Annotated in this window: 17 protein-coding genes; 15 read left to right on the top strand and 2 right to left on the bottom strand. The window is 64.9% G+C overall.

Annotation, left to right across the window (positions count from 1 at the left end; all coding sequences use genetic code 11):
* The first annotated feature begins 16 nt into the window (after positions 1–16).
* Positions 17–823, top strand: a complete 807-nt coding sequence (locus tag CSW63_RS16600) for an RNA methyltransferase (protein ID WP_062094602.1) — start codon at positions 17–19, stop codon at positions 821–823.
* Between the two features lie 70 nt (positions 824–893).
* The gene (locus CSW63_RS16595; RefSeq protein ID WP_062094604.1) at positions 894–1,880 is read left to right on the top strand and encodes an alpha/beta hydrolase; all 987 of its coding nucleotides are present in this window, start codon (positions 894–896) and stop codon (positions 1,878–1,880) included.
* Here the strand turns inward: CSW63_RS16595 and CSW63_RS16590 are convergent.
* A complete protein-coding gene (locus CSW63_RS16590; RefSeq protein WP_062094605.1) occupies positions 1,877–2,605 on the bottom strand; it encodes a YafY family protein in 729 nt (242 codons plus the stop codon). The two genes, CSW63_RS16595 and CSW63_RS16590, sit on opposite strands and share 4 nt — an antisense overlap.
* 93 nt (positions 2,606–2,698) lie before the next feature.
* On the opposite strand from CSW63_RS16590, the gene CSW63_RS16585 reads away from it, so the two are divergent.
* From CSW63_RS16585 to hfaB (CSW63_RS16530), 12 genes are all read left to right on the top strand, one after another.
* On the top strand, positions 2,699–3,427 hold the full coding sequence (locus tag CSW63_RS16585; RefSeq protein ID WP_062094607.1) for a glutathione S-transferase family protein: 729 nt from the start codon (positions 2,699–2,701) through the stop codon (positions 3,425–3,427).
* Between the two features lie 330 nt (positions 3,428–3,757).
* The gene (locus CSW63_RS16580; protein WP_168193678.1) at positions 3,758–4,540 is read left to right on the top strand and encodes a FadR/GntR family transcriptional regulator; all 783 of its coding nucleotides are present in this window, start codon (positions 3,758–3,760) and stop codon (positions 4,538–4,540) included.
* A 262-nt stretch (positions 4,541–4,802) separates the two neighbouring features.
* Entirely contained in the window at positions 4,803–5,651 is an 849-nt protein-coding gene (gene kduI, locus CSW63_RS16575) for a 5-dehydro-4-deoxy-D-glucuronate isomerase (RefSeq protein WP_231737354.1), read from the top strand.
* A 12-nt stretch (positions 5,652–5,663) separates the two neighbouring features.
* On the top strand, positions 5,664–6,851 hold the full coding sequence (locus CSW63_RS16570; RefSeq protein WP_062094609.1) for a glycoside hydrolase family 105 protein: 1,188 nt from the start codon (positions 5,664–5,666) through the stop codon (positions 6,849–6,851).
* Between the two features lie 31 nt (positions 6,852–6,882).
* The gene (locus tag CSW63_RS16565) at positions 6,883–7,638 is read left to right on the top strand and encodes a FadR/GntR family transcriptional regulator (RefSeq protein WP_099503236.1); all 756 of its coding nucleotides are present in this window, start codon (positions 6,883–6,885) and stop codon (positions 7,636–7,638) included.
* 112 nt (positions 7,639–7,750) lie between these two features.
* A complete protein-coding gene (locus CSW63_RS16560; protein WP_062094613.1) occupies positions 7,751–8,080 on the top strand; it encodes a hypothetical protein in 330 nt (109 codons plus the stop codon).
* 357 nt (positions 8,081–8,437) lie between these two features.
* Entirely contained in the window at positions 8,438–10,222 is a 1,785-nt protein-coding gene (locus CSW63_RS16555; RefSeq protein WP_062094615.1) for a methyl-accepting chemotaxis protein, read from the top strand.
* Entirely contained in the window at positions 10,222–10,677 is a 456-nt protein-coding gene (locus CSW63_RS16550) for a chemotaxis protein CheW (RefSeq protein WP_062094618.1), read from the top strand. Before CSW63_RS16555 ends, CSW63_RS16550 begins: the two co-directional genes overlap by 1 nt.
* Positions 10,678–10,963: 286 nt before the next feature.
* Positions 10,964–11,671 carry a hypothetical protein gene (locus CSW63_RS16545; RefSeq protein ID WP_062094621.1) on the top strand — a complete coding sequence of 236 codons (708 nt, stop codon included), beginning with the start codon at positions 10,964–10,966 and terminating at the stop codon, positions 11,669–11,671.
* A gap of 61 nt (positions 11,672–11,732) precedes the next feature.
* Complete coding sequence (gene hfaA, locus CSW63_RS16540; protein WP_062094624.1) at positions 11,733–12,170, top strand: holdfast anchoring protein HfaA; 438 nt, start codon at positions 11,733–11,735, stop codon at positions 12,168–12,170.
* Positions 12,171–12,205: 35 nt separating this feature from the next.
* On the top strand, positions 12,206–13,126 hold the full coding sequence (gene hfaB, locus CSW63_RS16535; protein WP_231737357.1) for a holdfast anchoring protein HfaB: 921 nt from the start codon (positions 12,206–12,208) through the stop codon (positions 13,124–13,126).
* A gap of 67 nt (positions 13,127–13,193) precedes the next feature.
* Positions 13,194–14,201, top strand: a complete 1,008-nt coding sequence (hfaB, locus tag CSW63_RS16530; RefSeq protein ID WP_062094626.1) for a holdfast anchoring protein HfaB — start codon at positions 13,194–13,196, stop codon at positions 14,199–14,201.
* Positions 14,202–14,235: 34 nt separating this feature from the next.
* Here the strand turns inward: hfaB (CSW63_RS16530) and CSW63_RS16525 are convergent, their stop codons facing one another.
* Positions 14,236–15,567, bottom strand: coding sequence for a TetR/AcrR family transcriptional regulator (locus tag CSW63_RS16525; protein WP_099503241.1), 1,332 nt, complete (start codon positions 15,565–15,567; stop codon positions 14,236–14,238).
* A 78-nt stretch (positions 15,568–15,645) separates the two neighbouring features.
* On the opposite strand from CSW63_RS16525, the gene CSW63_RS16520 reads away from it, so the two are divergent.
* Entirely contained in the window at positions 15,646–17,928 is a 2,283-nt protein-coding gene (locus CSW63_RS16520; protein WP_168193677.1) for a TonB-dependent receptor, read from the top strand.
* Positions 17,929–17,933: the final 5 nt, after the last annotated feature.

The following is a 17,933-nucleotide window of genomic DNA, read 5'->3' as shown; positions in this document are numbered from 1 at the left end:
ATCTCCAGAGGCCGTCTTGCCCCAGTTTCATCGTGTCTCGCACCCTGACGATCCCGCCGTCGCACCATTTCGTGCGATCAAGGAGCGCGACCTTGTCGGCCGCGAAGGTCTTTTCATCGCCGAGGGGGAAACCGTGCTGCGGGCCTTCGCGCGCGACGCGCCCGAACGCCTTTTTTCGTTGCTGATCGACCCGAAGCGGCGTGACAAGCTCGATGATGTTCTCACCGGACTGCCCCAAGACACGCCGGTTCACCTGGCCGACCAAGAGGTTCTAGACGCGATCGCCGGCTTTCACCTGCATCGGGGCGTTCTCGCGTTAGGCCGCAAGCCGCCGTCTCTCGACGCGCGCGACCTGTTGTCGAGCCTGCCCGCGCGAGCGGTGGTTTTGGTCCTCTGCGGCATCGCCAACCACGACAATATCGGCGGCATCTATCGCAACGCCGCAGCCTTTGGCGCGGACGCCGTGATCCTCGACGCCGACTGTTGCGATCCTCTTTACCGCAAGGCCATCCGCGTCTCGGTAGGCGCGGTTCTGTCGGTCCCGACGGCCAGACTCGCCCGGGGCGAGCCGATCGCGGATCTGCTTTCGACAACCGGCTTTCAGGCTCTGGCGCTTAGTCCCGCCGCCGACGAGGTGCTGGCGACGCTCAAGCCCGCGCCTCGGACGGCGGTGCTGCTCGGGGCCGAAGGGCCGGGCCTGACGGCGGAGGTCATGGCCAGGGCGCGCAGGATCGGCATTCCGATGGCCAATGGCTTCGACTCGCTGAACGTGGCCACGACCAGCGGCATCGTCTTGCATCACCTGCGCTTCGCAGGGGATTAGGAAACCGGTTTCCAAAGGCGCGCAACCGGATCTAGGGTCGCGAGACGTCAACGATCAGGTCTTGGGCCCCATGATGAACCGGCGCGGCGCCTTCAGTGTCTTTGTCTCGGGCATACTCGGGTCCTTGGCCGCAAGCGAGGCGAGGGCAGCGCAGAGGCGCAATCCAGCGATCACGCCGCCGGATCCTGTCGAGACCATTCGGCTTTGGCCGAATGGTGCGCCGGGCGGCGAAGACGTCAGGGTCGAGGAGCAGATCGTCGAGCGGGGCGACCCCAAGGGCCTGAGAGATCGCGCCCAAGTCCACACCCGGTCTCCCAAGCTGGTCGTGTTTCGCCCCAAGACACCAAACGGCGCCGCCGTCATGCTGATCCCCGGCGGCGGCTACGAGCGTGTCGTCCTGGACAAGGAAGGCTATGAGACCGGGCGGTGGCTCGCCGCGCGAGGCTACACCTGCTTTGTCCTGTTCTATCGCATGCCGGCCGATGGCTGGGCTGCCGGTGGCGATGCGCCGCTGCAGGACGCCCAACGCGCCATCCGTCTCATCCGCGCCCGCGCCGGCGCGATGAAGTTCTCACCGGATCGCGTGGCCGTCATGGGCTTTTCGGCCGGCGGGCACTTGGCCGCCAATTTGATGACCCGCTTCGACGTCGAGACCTATCAGGCGATCGACGCCACCGACGCGCTTGCGACCAAGCCGGACCTGTCGGCCCTGATCTATCCGGTGATCACGATGGATCCCGCTTTTGCGCACGGCGGCTCGCGCAAGCAACTCCTGGCCCAGCGGAACACACCTGAGCGGGTGGCCGAACTCTCACCGGAAAAGCAGGTGCGAAATGGCCTCTTACCGGTGTTTCAGCTGCACGCGGCCGACGACAAGTCTGTTCCGGTCGAGAACACCCTGCTGATGTTCTCGGCGCTAAAGGCCAAGGCCGTGTCGGCGGAGATGCACATCTTCGAGGAGGGCGGCCACGGCTTTGGGCTGCGGTTCGTCGCGGGCAAGCCTGTCGCCGCTTGGCCCCATCTGTTCGAGACCTTCGCCAAGCGGCACGGGATCTAGCCTCCCGAGCAATTCTCCATGGCCCGCGCCTCCCAGGCGGCGATCTCGGCGTCGCGGAAGCGTAGCCACTCGGCCCGTAGCACGGCGGGCCGCTTGCCATGGCGCTCGTCCATGAATTCAGCTCCGACCACCCGATCGGTCCGGAAGGTGCGGAACGCAGACCGAAGTTCGCACCAGGCGATGATCATGCGGATCGTCTCGCGATAGCCGACCGTGACCGGCCAGATGACACGCTCGCTGACCGCGCCAGCCTCGTCGCTGTAGTTCAGGCGGATCTTGCGGCCGGCGTGGATCCAAGCGCGCACCTGTGCCACGTCGATCCGGTCAGTCTGAGGCTTCCACGCCGGCGCGGCGGCGGCGGCGGGTTCCAGCACATAGGGGCGGAGGCGGTCAGGGACGGCTGCCGCGATCTTGCTGATCAGGTCCCGCGCCGCCTTGGCGAGGACCGGGTCGCCGCGACCCGCAACCCACTGGGCGCCGAGCACCGCCGCCTCGATCTCGTCGGGCGTCAGCATGAGGGGCGGCATGTCGAAGCCCGCTTCCAGCACATAGCCGACGCCAGCCTCGCCCCGGATGGGCGCGCGCTGGCCCACGAGAGCGGCGATGTCGCGATAGACGCTGCGCTTGGAGGTCTCCAGCTCGGCCGCGATGGCGTCCGCAGTCACCGGAGCGCGGCTGCGGCGAAGGATCTGGATGATCTGGAAAAGGCGTTCGGCGCGTCTCATGGGCTTCACTATCCAGGACCGTTGCTGACAGCATGCTGGCAGCAGGCTGGCGGTAGCAAGTCGTCATCGCGACATTCGGGATGGAGAGGGACAATGATCACGCTATTCGCCGCTGGAGCCGGATTTGGGCTGCCTGAGATCAGCCCCTACGTCACCAAGACCGAGGTCCAGTTGATGATGGCGGGTCTGGATTATCGAAAGACCATCGGCAGCCGCGAGACCGCCCCGAAGGGGCAGTTGCCCTGGATTGAAGACGCCGCCCAGGCGATCGGGGACTCTACCTTCATTCGCGTTCACCTCGAACGGAAGTACGACATCGACCTCGATCTCGGCCTCAGCGGCAAGGAACGGGCTCAGGCTTGGGCCATCGAACGCATGATCGAGAACCAACTGGGGTGGGTTTCGAGCTACTTTCGGTTTTTGGAGCCCGCCAACTTCGAGAAGGGCCCCGCACGGTGGTTCGATCAGGCGCCGCCGCACCTGCGCGATGAGCTCCGAAGGGGGTTGAAGGACGCAGTTGGCGCCAATGTCCGCGCGGTCGGTGTCGGCCGGCATCTGCGTGAGGAGGTGGCTTGGCTAGGCGCGCTCTCGTTGCGGGCGTTGGACGAGCTTCTGGAGGATAAGACCTATCTTATGCGGGACTCTCACCCCGTAGGCGTGGACGCCACGGCTTTCGCCATGCTGGCGGCCATCATGACGCCGTTCTTCGACTCCCCCCTGCGTCGAGAGGCTGAGAGCTACCCTAGGCTGACAGACTATGCAGGACGCATGATGGCCCGCTTCTATCCTGCGCATCCGTGGGGCCTGCGTGAGGCGGCCTGAGAGCGTCAGCGCAGATTGGGTCAACAACTTCTGCTTAAAATCATCTATTTGGTCAGGCCATTTTTCGTTGCAGGCTAAGCCAATTTTGCTACTCTGATCCTGCGCGACCCGTCCGGCATACCGGCGGCGATCGCAGACTCGTCGACCAAGGCGCTGCGTACCTTGCGCCAACCTCCTCCCGGAGCGGACGGCGATGGCGGCCGGAGTCCTTACCCTCCGGTCGCCCCGACTCTTGGTAAGGCCACTTCGACCGCGACGCCTTGTGAGGAGGGCGGGCGCGCGCTAGTCGTTACATTGCGCCGTTTCCGGGCGCTTGCTTCTGGCGCTGCGATGTCGACCCTTTCGCTGGACACCTCGTCTCCCGACGCCACCCGGCTCTATCAGCAGGTGGCCGCGTCGATCAGCGCAGCGATCGCCGACGGCGTCTACACGCCTGGTCACCGTTTGCCTTCCGAACGCGATCTTGCGGATGAGTTCGGGGTCAGTCGTCCCACTGTTCGCCGCGCGATCATCGCCTTGGAGATGCGGGGGCTGCTGGAAGCGCGTCAGGGCTCGGGCGTCTATGTGCGCCTAGACCAACCGCCGCCGCCGGTGAAGGATCTGGACATCGGCGCCTTCGAGCAAGCCGAGGCGCGGCGCCTGTTCGAAGGCGAGGCTGCGGCACTCGCCGCGACGCTGATCACCGACGATGAACTGGCTTACTTGGAGACGCTGGTCGTCGAGATGAACAGCGAGGCGTCGACCAAGGAGCAGAGCGAACTGGCCGACCGGCAGTTTCATATCACCATCGCCCAAGCGACGCGAAACACGGCGGTGGTGCGCATCGTCGAGAGCATGTGGGATCTCCGCTATCGCTCACGGCTGTGCATGCAGATGCTTGAGAAAGCTCGCCTTGTCCGGAAGCGGCCGCTGCATGACGAGCATCAGGAGATCATTGAGGCCCTGCGCACCCGAGATCCCAAGGCGGCTCGCACGGCCATGCAGGCGCACCTTGGCGGACTGATCGAGAACCTGCTGTTGACCGCCGAACTCGAGGCGATCGAGCGCACACGGGAAAGTCTCGCCGCCAAGCGCGAGGAAATCGCGCTCCGCGCCGCCAGCGCCGCCAAGTAGGTTCGATCAAGGTACGCCCCTCCCATAGGCTTCGGTTTTTCTCGGATGGCCTAGCCAAAAATCCGATTGGTCGGGTCAGTCGTATTTCTTTCTATACCTTTGTATTGCAACAATATTAGTTGGACGCTCTCTCCTGGTCTAAGTGCTCGGCTGCGAGTGCGATCGCCCGTTGTCGACAGATCGCTTTACGTTCGAAGCCTAAAATTGGTAATGTCAATTTAGAAGCCGCTCGAACGGAAGCGGACGCGCGACGGGGAGGTCGATGAGCGTCGACATGGATTATCGCGAGAGCGCCGATCGTGCGGGCATGGCGCGAATGTCTGCGGGGCAGCTTCGCGACACGTTCGTCATCGCTGACCTGTTTCAGGCTGGCGCGCTTCGTCTCAGCTATCTTGAGGTCGAGCGCGCGGTGGTCGGTGGCGCAGTTCCCACGACGGCTCCGTTGACGCTTTCGACGCATCCTGAGCTGGCGTCCAAGTTCTTCTGCGAGCGCCGCGAGGTCGGAGTGATCAACATCGGCGAGACGGGTGTGGTGACCTTGGATGGATGTCGCTTCGAACTCACGCGCCACGACTGCCTTTACATCGGTCGGGGCGTCCAGACGGTCAGTTTCGAGAGCGGCGACCCGGCAAGTCCGGCTCGTTTCTATTTCGTCAGCTATCCAGCCCACGCCAACCACCCCAGCCGACGCGTGCGCCGCGATGAGGCGCGCGTCATCGTGGCCGGTGAAGCTCTCAACGCCAATCGGCGGGTGATCCGCCAAGCGATCCGGCCTGGCCTCGTCGATAGCTGTCAGCTGGTGATGGGCTTTACGGAGCTGGAGGCCGGCAATGTGTGGAACACGATGCCGCCCCACACCCACCGGCGCCGCAGCGAGATCTACATGTATTTCGACGCCTCGCCCGGGCGAGTGATGCATCTGATGGGCGAGCCGTCAGACCCTCGCGCGGTGTTCATGGATGAAGGCGAGGCGGTGTTCTCGCCCAGTTGGTCGATCCACAGCGGCGTGGGCACCGCAAACTACAGCTTCGTATGGTCCATGGGCGGCGAGAACCTCGAGTTCGACGACATGGACGTTCTGGCCGTGTCCGATCTCGGCGCGCGCGCTTAGGGGACCCCCACGATGACCTCCAAGTTTCTCAAGGCGGCGCTCGCTGCGGTTTTGATCTCCAGCGCTGCGGCGCCCGCTTTGGCGGCTCCGATACAGGGCTCGGTAAGCGTCTCGGCCGCCTCGGTGGACGCGGCTGCCCGCAGGGTGGCCGCTTGGCAACTGGCCCACATGGACAACTTCGATTACGTGCCGGTGGCTTCGTTTCGCAAGGACACCGAAGCACCGCGCGACTGGGTGCAGGCGGCGTTCTACATCGGCCTTTACACCTTCGCCGACGCCACCCAAGACCCCTACCTGACGCAGGCCGTGCTCGCGCATGGCCAAGCCGAGCAGTGGAGTTTTGATCACCGGCCGCGCCACGCCGACGCCGACGCGACGGCCGCGGTATGGATTTGGGCGTCCAACCGTACGAAGGATCCGTCCAAGCTCGGTCCCACGCGGAGCCGGTTCGACGCCGTGCTGGCCAATCCCTCGACGGTATCGTTGGACTTCGAGCCCAAGCCCGCCAAAGGCGATCCCTATTGCCAGGCCCGCTGGTGCTGGAGCGACGCGATCTTCATGGCGCCGCCGGCGTGGACGGCCTTGTCGAAGGTGACTGGCGACGGGCGTTATCTGGCGCACGCGGACCGGGAGTTCTGGGCGACCCACGACTACCTGTTCGACAAGACCGACCACCTCTATTTCCGCGACAGCCGTTTCATCACGCGACGCGATGCGAACGGCCGCAAGATCTTCTGGGGACGCGGCAATGGCTGGGCTTTCGCGGGCCTTGCGCGCGTTCTGCAAGATCTCCCCGCCAACCATCCGAGCCGCCCGCGCTACGAAAAGGTCTTCCGTCAGATGGCCGCCAAGATCGCGTCGCTGCAGGGCGAGCAGGGCTACTGGCCGGTGTCGCTGCTCGAGCCTCAGAAGACGCCGGAGACCAGCGGCACGGGGTTCTTTGTCTATGGCCTGGCCTGGGGCGTGAACCACGGCCTTTTGCCGCGCACCCAGTACGCGCGGACCATCGACAGGGGCTGGAAAGCGCTGGAAGCGGCGGTGGAGCCCGACGGCCGCCTGGGCTGGGTGCAGCGTGTCGGCGTCGCGCCCGACCAGGTCGGGCGCGACGACACGCAACTGTATGGCGTCGGCGCCTTCCTGCTCGCGGCCAGCGAGGTGCGCCGGCTGGGAGCCGCTTCCAAAGGTCAGGCCAATCGCTAAGATGGGATCATAGAATCCCAAGCGAGGCTGGATGAGCGGCGCGCCCGACCCCCAGAAGCTGTACCAGCAGGTGGCTCGGTCCATCGCCGCGTCGATCGCCGAAGGGCGTTACGCGCCGGGCGATCGCTTGCCCTCGGAGCGGGCGCTCGCCGACTCGTTCCGGGTGAGCCGACCCACGATCCGGGACGCGATGATCGCCCTGGAGTTCCAAGGTCTGGTGGAGGCGCGCCAGGGATCGGGCGTCTATGTCACCGCGCGCGGCGACCTTGAGAAGGATCCCTCGGAAGCCGAGGTGTCTGCTCTGGAGTTGACGGAGGCGCGCCGGCTTTTCGAAGGTGAAGCCTGCGCCTTGGCGGCGGCGGCTGTGGAGGACGAGCAACTCGCGGCCCTGGATCGCATGGCGCGTGAGTTAGGGCGGCATGCGGCGGGGGAGGAGGGCGAGCGACTGGAGCACGACTTCCACATCGCCGTCGCCCACGCGACGCGCAACGCCGCCATCGTCGCGGCGGTCGAAGAGATCTGGATGCTGCGTCGCCAGTTTCCAGAGTGCGCGAACGGCCTGCGGCGCGCGCGCCTCTCCGCGCCTGAAGCGTTCGCGGACGATCATCGTAGGATTGTCGACGCGCTTCGCTCGCGAGACCCCAAATCGGCCCGGCGGGTTATCCACGATCACCTGAACCGCACCGTCGAGGCGCTCCTTGCTATGGCCGAGCGGGATGCGCTGGAGCGAACCCGGCGCGATATGGCCTATCGACGTGACGAACTGCTCCGTCGCACCGCTATCTGAGGTCGCCGCTCCGATTGTTGTTACCTGACGTGATAATTCGTCGCAGGAATCAAGGCCTTGCAGCGCCCGCCTCTCGCATGCTGACTTCGCCATAAGGAATCAGGGGGTCGAGATGTCGGATAAGATGGCACTGGCGAGCGTTGAGACGGTGTTGAAGGCGATTTCCGCGGAGATGTCGTTGGCGGCCGTCGCCTGCGGGCACCTGGACGTGGCGCTGGGCAAGATTCTTGAGGTCGTCCCCGACGAGCACCGCCTCTCGGTGATGCAGGAACTTCACACGGTCGACCTGCTAGCGCAGCACGTCACTGCGCTGACCGACTTTACGGGCAATCTCTCGCAGCAGCATGGGCAGGGCGTGTTGGACGTCAATGACTCGCTGAACGCGATTACGCTGGGCGACGTCGCGGCCCGGCTGCGCCAGGCCATTCAAGGCGAGGCTTAGCCGAACCGCCGCCAGTCGCCCGCGTTCCGCGCGGTGGCTTGGCGCCTACTCTACAGCATGCCGAACTTGCTGGTCTCCTCGGCGCTGACGAGGCCGCATTACTTCGCCGTGTCAGGGCTGGGTAGAAACATCCAGCCCTGCTTTCATTTATGCGACCTTTTATGTTTTGCATTCGCAAGTTCAACTAAAGGAAAGTCAGTTTCGAAGTGCACGTATGAAATAGTCGGTTGGATGCTGCGTCAAATTGTCATTATTTTTGGGCTGGGATAACGCTGAAATAAATTTTTAACCCGCCGTCGCGAGCTTGGCCTTAACGAATAGCTTTGCCTGTCTATTCATGAAGTCGAAGGCCTCGAAATGCTGAATTTATTTGCAAGAACTGGAAAGGGCCTTGAGGGGGTCCAAGTTCTTGAGGCCCTGCGGGCCAACGTCATGGTGGCGGACGCCAAGCTCAACATCACCTATCTGAACACTGCGGTCACCGCACTGTTGACCGAGAACGAGGCCGATATCCGCAAGGAGTTGCCGAACTTCAGCGTCGCCAAGCTGGTCGGCAGCAATATCGATGTGTTCCACAAGAACCCCGCGCACCAGCGCGGGATGCTGGCCAAGCTGACCAAGCCCTACGCGGCGACCATTCGCGTCGGCAAACTGGCGTTCGACCTGCTGGTGACCCCTTTGCGGGCAGGCGGCAAAATCACGGGCTTCGTGGTGGAGTGGGCCGACGCCAAGGAGCGTCTGCTGAATGTCGACTACACTGCCCAGATCGCCGCGATCAGCCGGTCTCAGGCCATGATTGCGTTCGACCTCGACGGCACGATCCTCGATGCGAACGAGAACTTCCTGAACACCATGGGCTACACGTCCGCTGAAGTGATCGGGCGTAAGCACAGCATGTTCGTCGAGCCCGCTTATCGCGACAGTCAGGACTATGCGGATTTCTGGGCTGAACTTAAGCGCGGGGAGTACAAGGCCGCCGAGTTCAAGCGGATCGGCAAGGGCGGCGCGAGCGTGACGATCCAAGGCTCATACAATCCGATCATCGACGACCAGGGCAGGGTGGTGAAGATCGTCAAGTTCGCCACCGACGTGACCAAGCGCGTAGAGGCGGTGAGCGAGATCGGCGAAGCGCTGACGGCGCTGGCGCAGGGCGATCTGCAGCAGCGCATCGACAAGGCGTTCATCCCCGAACTCGACCAGTTGCGCCAGGACTTCAACCGCGCGCTGGAGACCTTGCAGAACGCGATGCAGCAGGTCGGTCACACCGCCGAAACGATCAAGTCGGGCACCGAAGAGATCCGCAGTTCGTCCGACGACCTGTCTCGACGCACCGAACAACAGGCCGCGAGCCTCGAAGAGACCGCAGCGGCGCTCGACGAGATCACCGCCACGGTCAAGCGGGCGGCCGAGAACGCCAAGCAGGCCTCGTCGGCCGCGTCCAGCACCCGCAGTGACGCCGAGCAGTCCGGTGCGGTGATGCGCGAGGCCGTCCAGGCCATGGGCGAGATCGAGCAGAGCTCGGGTCAGATCACCCAGATCATTGGGGTGATCGACGAGATCGCCTTCCAGACTAACCTCCTGGCCCTGAACGCTGGGGTCGAGGCGGCGCGCGCCGGCGAGGCGGGGCGCGGCTTTGCCGTCGTCGCCCAGGAAGTCCGCGCCCTGGCCCAGCGCTCGGCCGACGCGGCCAAGGAGATCAAGACGCTGATCGCCAGCAGCACCTCGCAGGTTGGCCGCGGCGTCAAGCTGGTGGGCGACACCGGTCAGGCGCTGACGATGATCGTGGAAAAGGTCGCTCAGATCGACGCGCTGATCTCGGAGATCGCCACCTCTTCGCAACAGCAAGCCGTCGGCCTCAACGAGGTCAACGCCGCTGTCAATCAGATGGACCAGGTCACACAGCAGAACGCCGCGATGGTGGAAGAGGCCACTGCGGCGGCGCATTCCCTCCGCGAAGAGACGGTGGTGCTCGCAGACCTGATCGGCAAGTTCCGCTACGGCGGCTCGCGGGCAGCCCCCGCGCCGCAGTCAAAGACCTCACCCGTCCACGCCGCCCAGCGTAAGGCCCAAACCTTCGCTGAAAGCCGCCCGGGCACGATCGGCGCCACCGCGCTGAAGACCGAAAGCTGGGAGGAGTTCTGATGCAGGATGTCTTGGCCCAGGGCCGATTGGAACTGATCTCCTTCGAGATCAGCGGTCAGGAATTCTGCATCGACATCTCGGTGGTCCGCGAAATCCGCGGTTGGACGCCAGCGACGCCGATGCCCAATACGCCCAGCTATATTCTCGGCGTGATCAATCTGCGTGGCGCGGTCATGCCCGTCTTCGACCTTCGCAGCCGCCTGGGTCTGGGACGCACGGAGCCTTCGTCCCGCAATGTCATTGTCGTGGTTCGCTCGGCGAACCAACTGGTGGGGCTGCTGGTCGACGCGGTGCAAGAGACTTTCATGGTCGACGCCGATGTTCTCCAAGCGCCGCCGGCGATGGAGTTGAACGGCGAAGCCTTTGTCGACGCGATCATTCCGCTGGAAGGTCGCATGCTCAGCCGTCTGGTGGTGACGGCGCTGGTCCCCGGCTCGGCGGCGCTGGCGGCCTGACAGAAGCCGTAGTGGCCGGTCGGCCAAATCCGCTGTCCGAGTCCCGTCGCCGGAGGCTGGTCGCTCTCAGAGCGCTTTCGCGCTGTAAGATTCTGAAACAGCGGCGCGCCATGTTTTGGCACGCTTCCGGGGTTTTGTGCTCCTTGAGCGACACGCGCGACGGCGCCTGGTCTCGCAAATCTCTGAAAGAACGAAGTTACTCAAAATAGGTTTTCCGCGCACCTTGCGGCATCGCTCTTGCGGTTACGCCCTTGCCGAGACCATCGGCGTTCAGTGAGGGATGACCATGAAGAACCTGAAGACCCTGGCCGCCGTTGTGGCTCTGTCGGCTGGCTTTGCCGGCGCCAACGCCGCCCTGGCCCAAACCACCACCCCGGCCACGACCGATCCGGCGCCGACCTCGTGCCGTCCGACCGACCCCTGCTATGACGTCCTGCCGAGCCAGAGCTCGGTCACCAACCAGTCGTTCGACGGCACCGCGCTGTCGCGCTTGGACCTGCAAGTCGACGCGGCGCTGAACGGTGTGAAGGCCGCCTCGACCGCCGTCGCCAACAGCCTGAAGCTGGAAGGCCGCGAGCTCGATAAGATGGAAGCGAATCAATCGCTGACCCACGGCGACGTCGTCGCCGAGCTGAACGCCACGCTGCCCAGCGTCGTTGGCGATGTCGACCTCAGCGCCACCGCGATCGGCAACACCGTTTCGGCCAATGTCGACGCCATCGGTGACATCAAGGTCACCCAAGTCGTGAACCGCGACCCGACCGCCAAGATCAACGCCTATCTCGGCGACATCGACGGCAACGTGAACATCGCCGCCACCGCCATGGCCAATAACGTCTCGATCAACGGCGACTTCGCCACCGCCAAGCTGTCGCAGACCTCGATCGGTACGCCCGTCATCGCGACGGCGAGCGTCGGCATCGAACGCGCCGCCGGCGCTGTCGACGTCGCCGCCACGGCCATCGGCAACTCGATCGCGCTCAAGGGCTTCTAAGCCGCTTTGTGTCTCGCCGACGGCAAGACCGTCGGCGAGACCAAGCATGCGAGGGCATGGCATGACCAAGGTTTCCACGCTTCGCGGCGCGCTCCTCGCGCCGATCGCTCTGATGGTTTGGGCGGGACTGGCCTGCGCGCAAACCAGCGCGTTGAGCAACCGGATCGAGCGCGGCTACGGCTCCAGCGCCGATGTGATGGACAAGACGTTCAACCCATCGACGCGCGACGCCAACGGCAATCGGATCGTGGCGGATGGCGTCATCCAATCGGGTGTTGGCAACAGCGCCTTGACGACCAACTCGACCAACAGTCTGGCCGGCGCTCAGTACTTTCAGAGCGGCGCGGCCGGTTCGGCCTCCGCCACCGCGATCGGCAATATGATCCGGATCGATGTCAACGGCACCGGCAACACGGTGGTTCTGAACAGCACCCAGATCAACAACGCCCCGGTTTCGGCCAACGCCGTGCTGAACGGCGTCGCCAGCGCCAGCAACTAGCTCTGTTCTTTGTTTCTCCGCTCCGAGGACTCCCGATGCGCCCGATGAAACGCTGGATGCTGCTCCTGGCCACGACCTGCCTTCTGGCCGGCCAGGCCCAAGCCGGCGACCTCTATGCGAATCCGATCAACGAGGCCCCCGCGACGCGGAACCCCACGGGTTATACCGACGCCCTGGTCTGTCTGGCGCAAGCGCGTCCGCATACGCCGCTACCCCGGATCGCGGTCGGCCGGATCGCCGACTACACGGGCAAGGTCGAGTTCGAGACCGGTGCGCGGATCAGCCAAGGCGCCTCGCTGTTCGCGATCACGGCGCTGGGCAAGGCCGGCTTCCCGGTTGTGGAGCGCCTGGACAACACGGTGGCCGAGATCGAGCTCAACTACGCTCGCCAGCATCTTCTCTCGGACAATCCCGAGCGCGCCGGTCGTGACGCTAACAACTTTCGCCGGATCTATGCCGGTCAGATCGCGGGATCGTCATACTACATCGTCGGCGGCATCACCGAGTTGAACACCAATATCGCCTCGAGCGGTGTCAACGCGACGGCCGGGTCCAAGGATACCGACGGCGTTCGCGGCGGGATCAATGCTCAGCGGTTCGTGATGAACGTCGCCATGGACCTTCGCCTGGTCAATTCGCGGACGCAGGAAGTGGTCGACATGGTCTCGTACCAAAAGCAGGTGCGCGGCGCGAGTTTCGACCTGGGTCTGACCGCCGGCGGCGACAAGAACGCAGCGGTTCTTTCAGGTGGACGCGGCGCGATGGAGCCGCTGCAGGCCGCCGTGCGCACCCTGGTCGAACGCGGCGTCTTTGAACTTACCGCCAACTTCTATGGCCAGGACCTAAAGCAAGGCTGCCTGCCGCCGGAAGCCGAGCCGGAAGGCCCGCCGCCGCCGCGCTACGCCAGCGCGCGCGCCTTGGCCCAAAACGGGGTTTCCCGCGGCGCTATCCAGTAATCCTTAGCTTCTTTGGGTGAAGCTTGGTCGCGGCCCCGTCACAGGCCGCGATTGGGACGACCCCTTGATGAAGCTCCGCCAACCCTTGTTGCTTTCGGTCGCGCTTCTGCCTGTTCTGGCGGCTTGCGCCACCAGCGCCGACCCCAAGACCGGCCTTTACGCCAAACCCATCGGCGGCGCGCCGGCGACCGTCAACGACACCGCCTACTCCTCGGCCCTGCGCTGCCTGACGCAAAACGCCGGTCAGACGCCACCGCGCGTCGCCGTCGGTGCGATCTCGGACCTGACAGGCAAGCGGGACATCGAGACGGGCGCCAAGGTGACGCAAGGCGCCGCGCTCTTCGCGATGACCGCGCTCAACAAGGCCGGCGTCCCCATCGTCGAGCGGTTCGATCGCGGCATCTCCGACGTCGAGATCGCCTATGCGCGCGATCGGGTTCTTTCGGACAATCCCCAACAGGCCGGAACCGTGGCGGACAACGCCCGGCCGATCTATGCCGGCCAGATCGCCGGCTCCGACTACTACATCGTCGGCGGCATCACCGAGCTGAACTACAACATCAGCTCCAGCGGCCTGGATGCCCGGGGCGGCGATGTGGGAACGGCCGGCCTCAAGGCGTCGCTGACCACCGGCAAGTTCGTCATCAATGTCGCGATCGACCTGCGGCTCATCGACACCCGCTCCCAAGAGGTGGTCGACATCACCTCGTACCAGAAGCAGATCGTCGGCCGGGAGATCAAGGCGGGCGTCTTCGACTTCCTCAATGGCAATGTCTTCGACATTTCGGGCGGCAAGAGCGCGCTTGAGCCGATCCAGCTGGCCGTACGCACGCTGGTCGAGCGGAGCGTCTACGATTTCGCCGCCTCGCTGCACCAACAGCCTTACGAGCAATGTATGGGCGACGAGGCCAAGGCTTCCCGAGCGCTGCAGGCCAAACGTTCGAACAAATCCTCGGCCGTCGCGGCTGCGCCCTCCAGGGCCGTATCGACCCCGCCTCCCGCCAAAGCCGCCCCCGAGGGACCGGCCTACGGCGGTCCGTACCTCGATCGATCACGCTGGCTGCCCAAAAGCTAGGGCGCCTTTCCTGCTGGGTGAAGAGGCTACCCGTCTAAGGGCGCAGGCAGGTCCGCACGTTGGCCTCTATCCGGTCGAAGAGGATCGTTCGGCTTGACACAGGGTCGTCGTCTCCGGCGCAGGCGAACCAGATAGAGGCCAACAGGCGGGCCAGAACGCTGGCGTTGCCCAGCAGATCCGCGTCCGAAAGCGCGAACGTACGGCCAAGGCTGTCGCGCAGCGTGCCCCCATAGGAGAAGCGGATAACCGCGCCCGCTGCGGCGAGTTCTGGTCGTCGAAGCGCCGCCAGGAACAGCCGCCGGCGGCGGACAACGGCGCTGGATGGCGCATCGGCGGTGACATGGAAGCGAAGGGCCGCGAACAGCGCGTCAGGCGTCGCGATCTCATTGATGGCCGCCTGAGGGGCCGCTTCCTCCGTCATCGCCTGGACTTGGCCGCGGATCGCGCCGGCGACCAGATCTTCGATTGAACGGAAATGATGGGTCACCGATCCCGTCGTGACGCCCGCGTGCTTGGCGACCGCGCGGTGCGTCAGGCCCGCCAGTCCCTTCTCCTCAACCACTTCGCCGGCGGCCTTGGCGATGCGCATCGCCGACGGGGGCACCGAGCCATGCGGGCGGGCGCCGGCCGCGCGCTCCGCTGTCGCCACCGCGCCGCGCGGGGGGCGCGTGGGAGCCCCAAGGCAGATCGTGGCGAGGCGTTCCACCATCTCGACCAAGGCCGCGCCCTCCAGCGCTGTCGACCAGCGAGACAGATGGTAAAGCGCCTCGTGCTCGAAGAAGGCGTGGAGCACGCGGCCGTCCAGTGCGGACAGTTCAAAGCGTTGCGCCGTGCGGATCCAGAAGTCGCGCCAGAGTCGCGTCCAGGCGGCCGAGGGGCCCTGGCCAGGCCAGGCGGTTACGGCTTCCTGATAGGTCAGCGCCAGCGGGCGGGCGGCCGAAGTCCATGCGCCGAGGACATGAAGCAGCGCCCAAGCCGCGCCATCCGGGGAGGGGGGAAGGGCGGCGATTTCGCTCTCGCGGTCGACCAGCCAAGCGCCGGTATCTTCGACGCCTTGCTCAACGACCACATGTAACAATCGTTCTAAATTTCCGAAGTTGTAGTGGATCGCGCTGGCGGATGTGTCCGCTTGCGCGGCGATAGCGCGCGCCGACGCCGCAGCGATTCCCTCTTGGGCGACCAGAAATCCAGCGGCCGCAACGAGGCGCTGGCTGGTGTTGCTCTGCGCTTCCGGCGTTTGTGCGGCTACGGATGTTGTCGGTGGTGGGGGGGAGGGGAGCGGGCGACCATGGCGCATATTCCCCGGCCCCATCGGGATCGCAAGGTCTGCCGCTGCTGATCTTCGACCTTCGTGGAAATGAAACATAACATTCGTTCTACAGTCACAGCAAAAGCCTAGATGCGCCTCAAGCACGGCGTCGGCCGGACAAGCTCGGGGACAGACATGAAACGGCAATTCCAGACGGCGCGGCGCGCCGGCCTGATGGCGGGCGTCGCGGCCCTGGCGCTGAGCGGGGCCGCGCACGCTGCGGACGCGACGACAACTGCGCCGGCCGACGGGGTAACGGGTCTTGAGGAGGTCGTCGTCACCGCCCAGAAGCGCAAGACCAACCTGCAGGACACCCCGATCGCCATCTCGGCCATGGACAGCGAGGCCCTTAAAGCCCGTCACGTGCAGTCCATTGAGGATCTCGGCGACGGCTCCATCCCGTCTCTGCGCGTAGCCCCATTCTTCGCCCGCAAATCGGCCCTGACGATCGGGATGCGCGGTATCGGCGCGCTCGGCGACGCTAACCAGCCCGCGCGCGATCAGGCTGTCGGCGTCTATGTCAACGGCGTCTATCTGGGCCGGGCCCAGGGGCTGGGCTCGGCGCTCTACGACGTGGAGCGCATCGAGGTTCTGAAGGGCCCGCAAGGCACGCTGTTCGGCCGCAACACCGAGGGCGGCGCTGTCAGCATCGTGACGCGCGCGCCGACCGGCGAGTTCGGCATGAACACCACGCTGGGCTACAGCAACTACGAGGGCTACAAGGCCGAGAGCCACATCGATCTGCCGGCGTTCGCCGGCGTCAGCGTCAAGATCGACGCCTTGGTGACCAAGCGTGGCGGCACGACGAGCAATCCGAGCACCACGGCGCAGCCGGACTTCAACAGTTACGACAAGCGCGGCTTGAACCTGGAAGCCGCGTGGCGGGCCTCCGACGTGTTCAAAGCCGACTACGCCTATGACGTCTCTTACGACGGGTCGACGCCCTATCTCGTTCAACTCGAGAAGCGCGGCGCGCTGGCGCCCGCGCCTTTGACGCCGCCGCAGCCCAACCGCGCCAAGAGCGCCTTGGTCGGCGTGCCCTTGCAACTGAGCGAAGGCCACACCTGGGGCCATCGCCTGAATATGACCTGGACCCTGGCGGACAACCTCGATCTGAAATCGATCAGTTCCTACCGCAAGCTGAAGCAGACCCAGTTCGACAACGGCGCGGTGGCCCTGTCGGTGTTCGTGCCCAACGCGCCTTTCGCGCGCTATAGCGTCGCGCGCGTCTGGCAGGATCAGGTCAGCCAAGAATTCCAGCTGGTCGGCAAGACCGAGCGCCTGGAATATGTCGCCGGCGTCTTCTACTTCCGCGAGAAGGTCAGCGACAACGCCCAGACCCCGAACTCGTTGCAGTGGAACGCGACGGGCACGGGCTTCACCCCGCTGCCGGTCAATTTCAGCACCCATCCCCTGGACCGCGCGAGCCACGTCGTCACCACCAGCTACGGCGCCTTCGGCCAGGGCGCTTGGACCCCTCCGGTTTTTGAGGACAAGCTGCACGTCACGGTCGGCGGGCGCATCACCCGGGACGCCAAGAAGGGGCAACTGGACGTCGTCAACGGCGCCTTGCCTAGCTATGTCGACGCCAACAAGAACACCATCGTGGGCAAGGTGCCGCTGGACGAGTCCTGGAGCCACTTCGACCCGATGGTCAGCCTGGCCTATGACGTGACGCCGGACGTCAGCCTCTACGGCCGCTGGGCTACGGGCTACAAGGCGGGCGGCGCCAATTCGCGCTCTTTGACCTACCGCGCCTTCGATCCTGAGAAGGTCGAGATGTTCGAACTCGGCGCCAAGACCGAGTTCTGGGATCGTCGCGGCCGGGTGAACGTCGCGCTCTTCAGCGGCGACATCAAGGACGCGCAGGTCGACTTCAGCGTTCTCGTGCTGAACAACAATCGTGGGACTCTGGAGACCACCAACGCCGCCAGCGGCAAGACCAAGGGTTTCGAGCTCGACTTCGCCTTCGTGCCTCTCGAAGGGCTGACGCTCTCAGGCGCCTATGCCTACACCGACATCAAGCTCTCGAAGGCGTTCAACCCCTTCACCAACGCGCGATCGACGATCTATCCGCTTTACAGCCCCAAGAACGCTGGCAGCGTGGCGGTGGATTATGTTCGTCCGGCCTTCGGCGCGACGTTCAAGGCGCACTTGGACGCCAACTTCGCCGACGCCCAGATCACCAATACGACGGATCCGACGCCCAGCGACAAGTCGTTCACGATGAACGGTCGCCTGGCGCTGGCGGATATCCGCTTGGGCGAGGGCGCCTCGGCCCTGCAGTTGTCGGTATGGTCGCGCAACCTGACCAACAATTCGTATGCCTTCCTGCGAAACACCAACGCCGCCCTGGGGACCTACGCGATCTTCAACGAGCCGCGCACCTTCGGCGTCGAAGCCAATGTGAAGTTCTGAGGATG

The sequence above is a fragment of the Caulobacter sp. FWC26 genome (assembly GCF_002742645.2).
In the GTDB taxonomy this organism is placed as follows: Bacteria; Pseudomonadota; Alphaproteobacteria; order Caulobacterales; family Caulobacteraceae; genus Caulobacter.
This window is presented reverse-complemented; position numbering and strand designations above follow the sequence as displayed.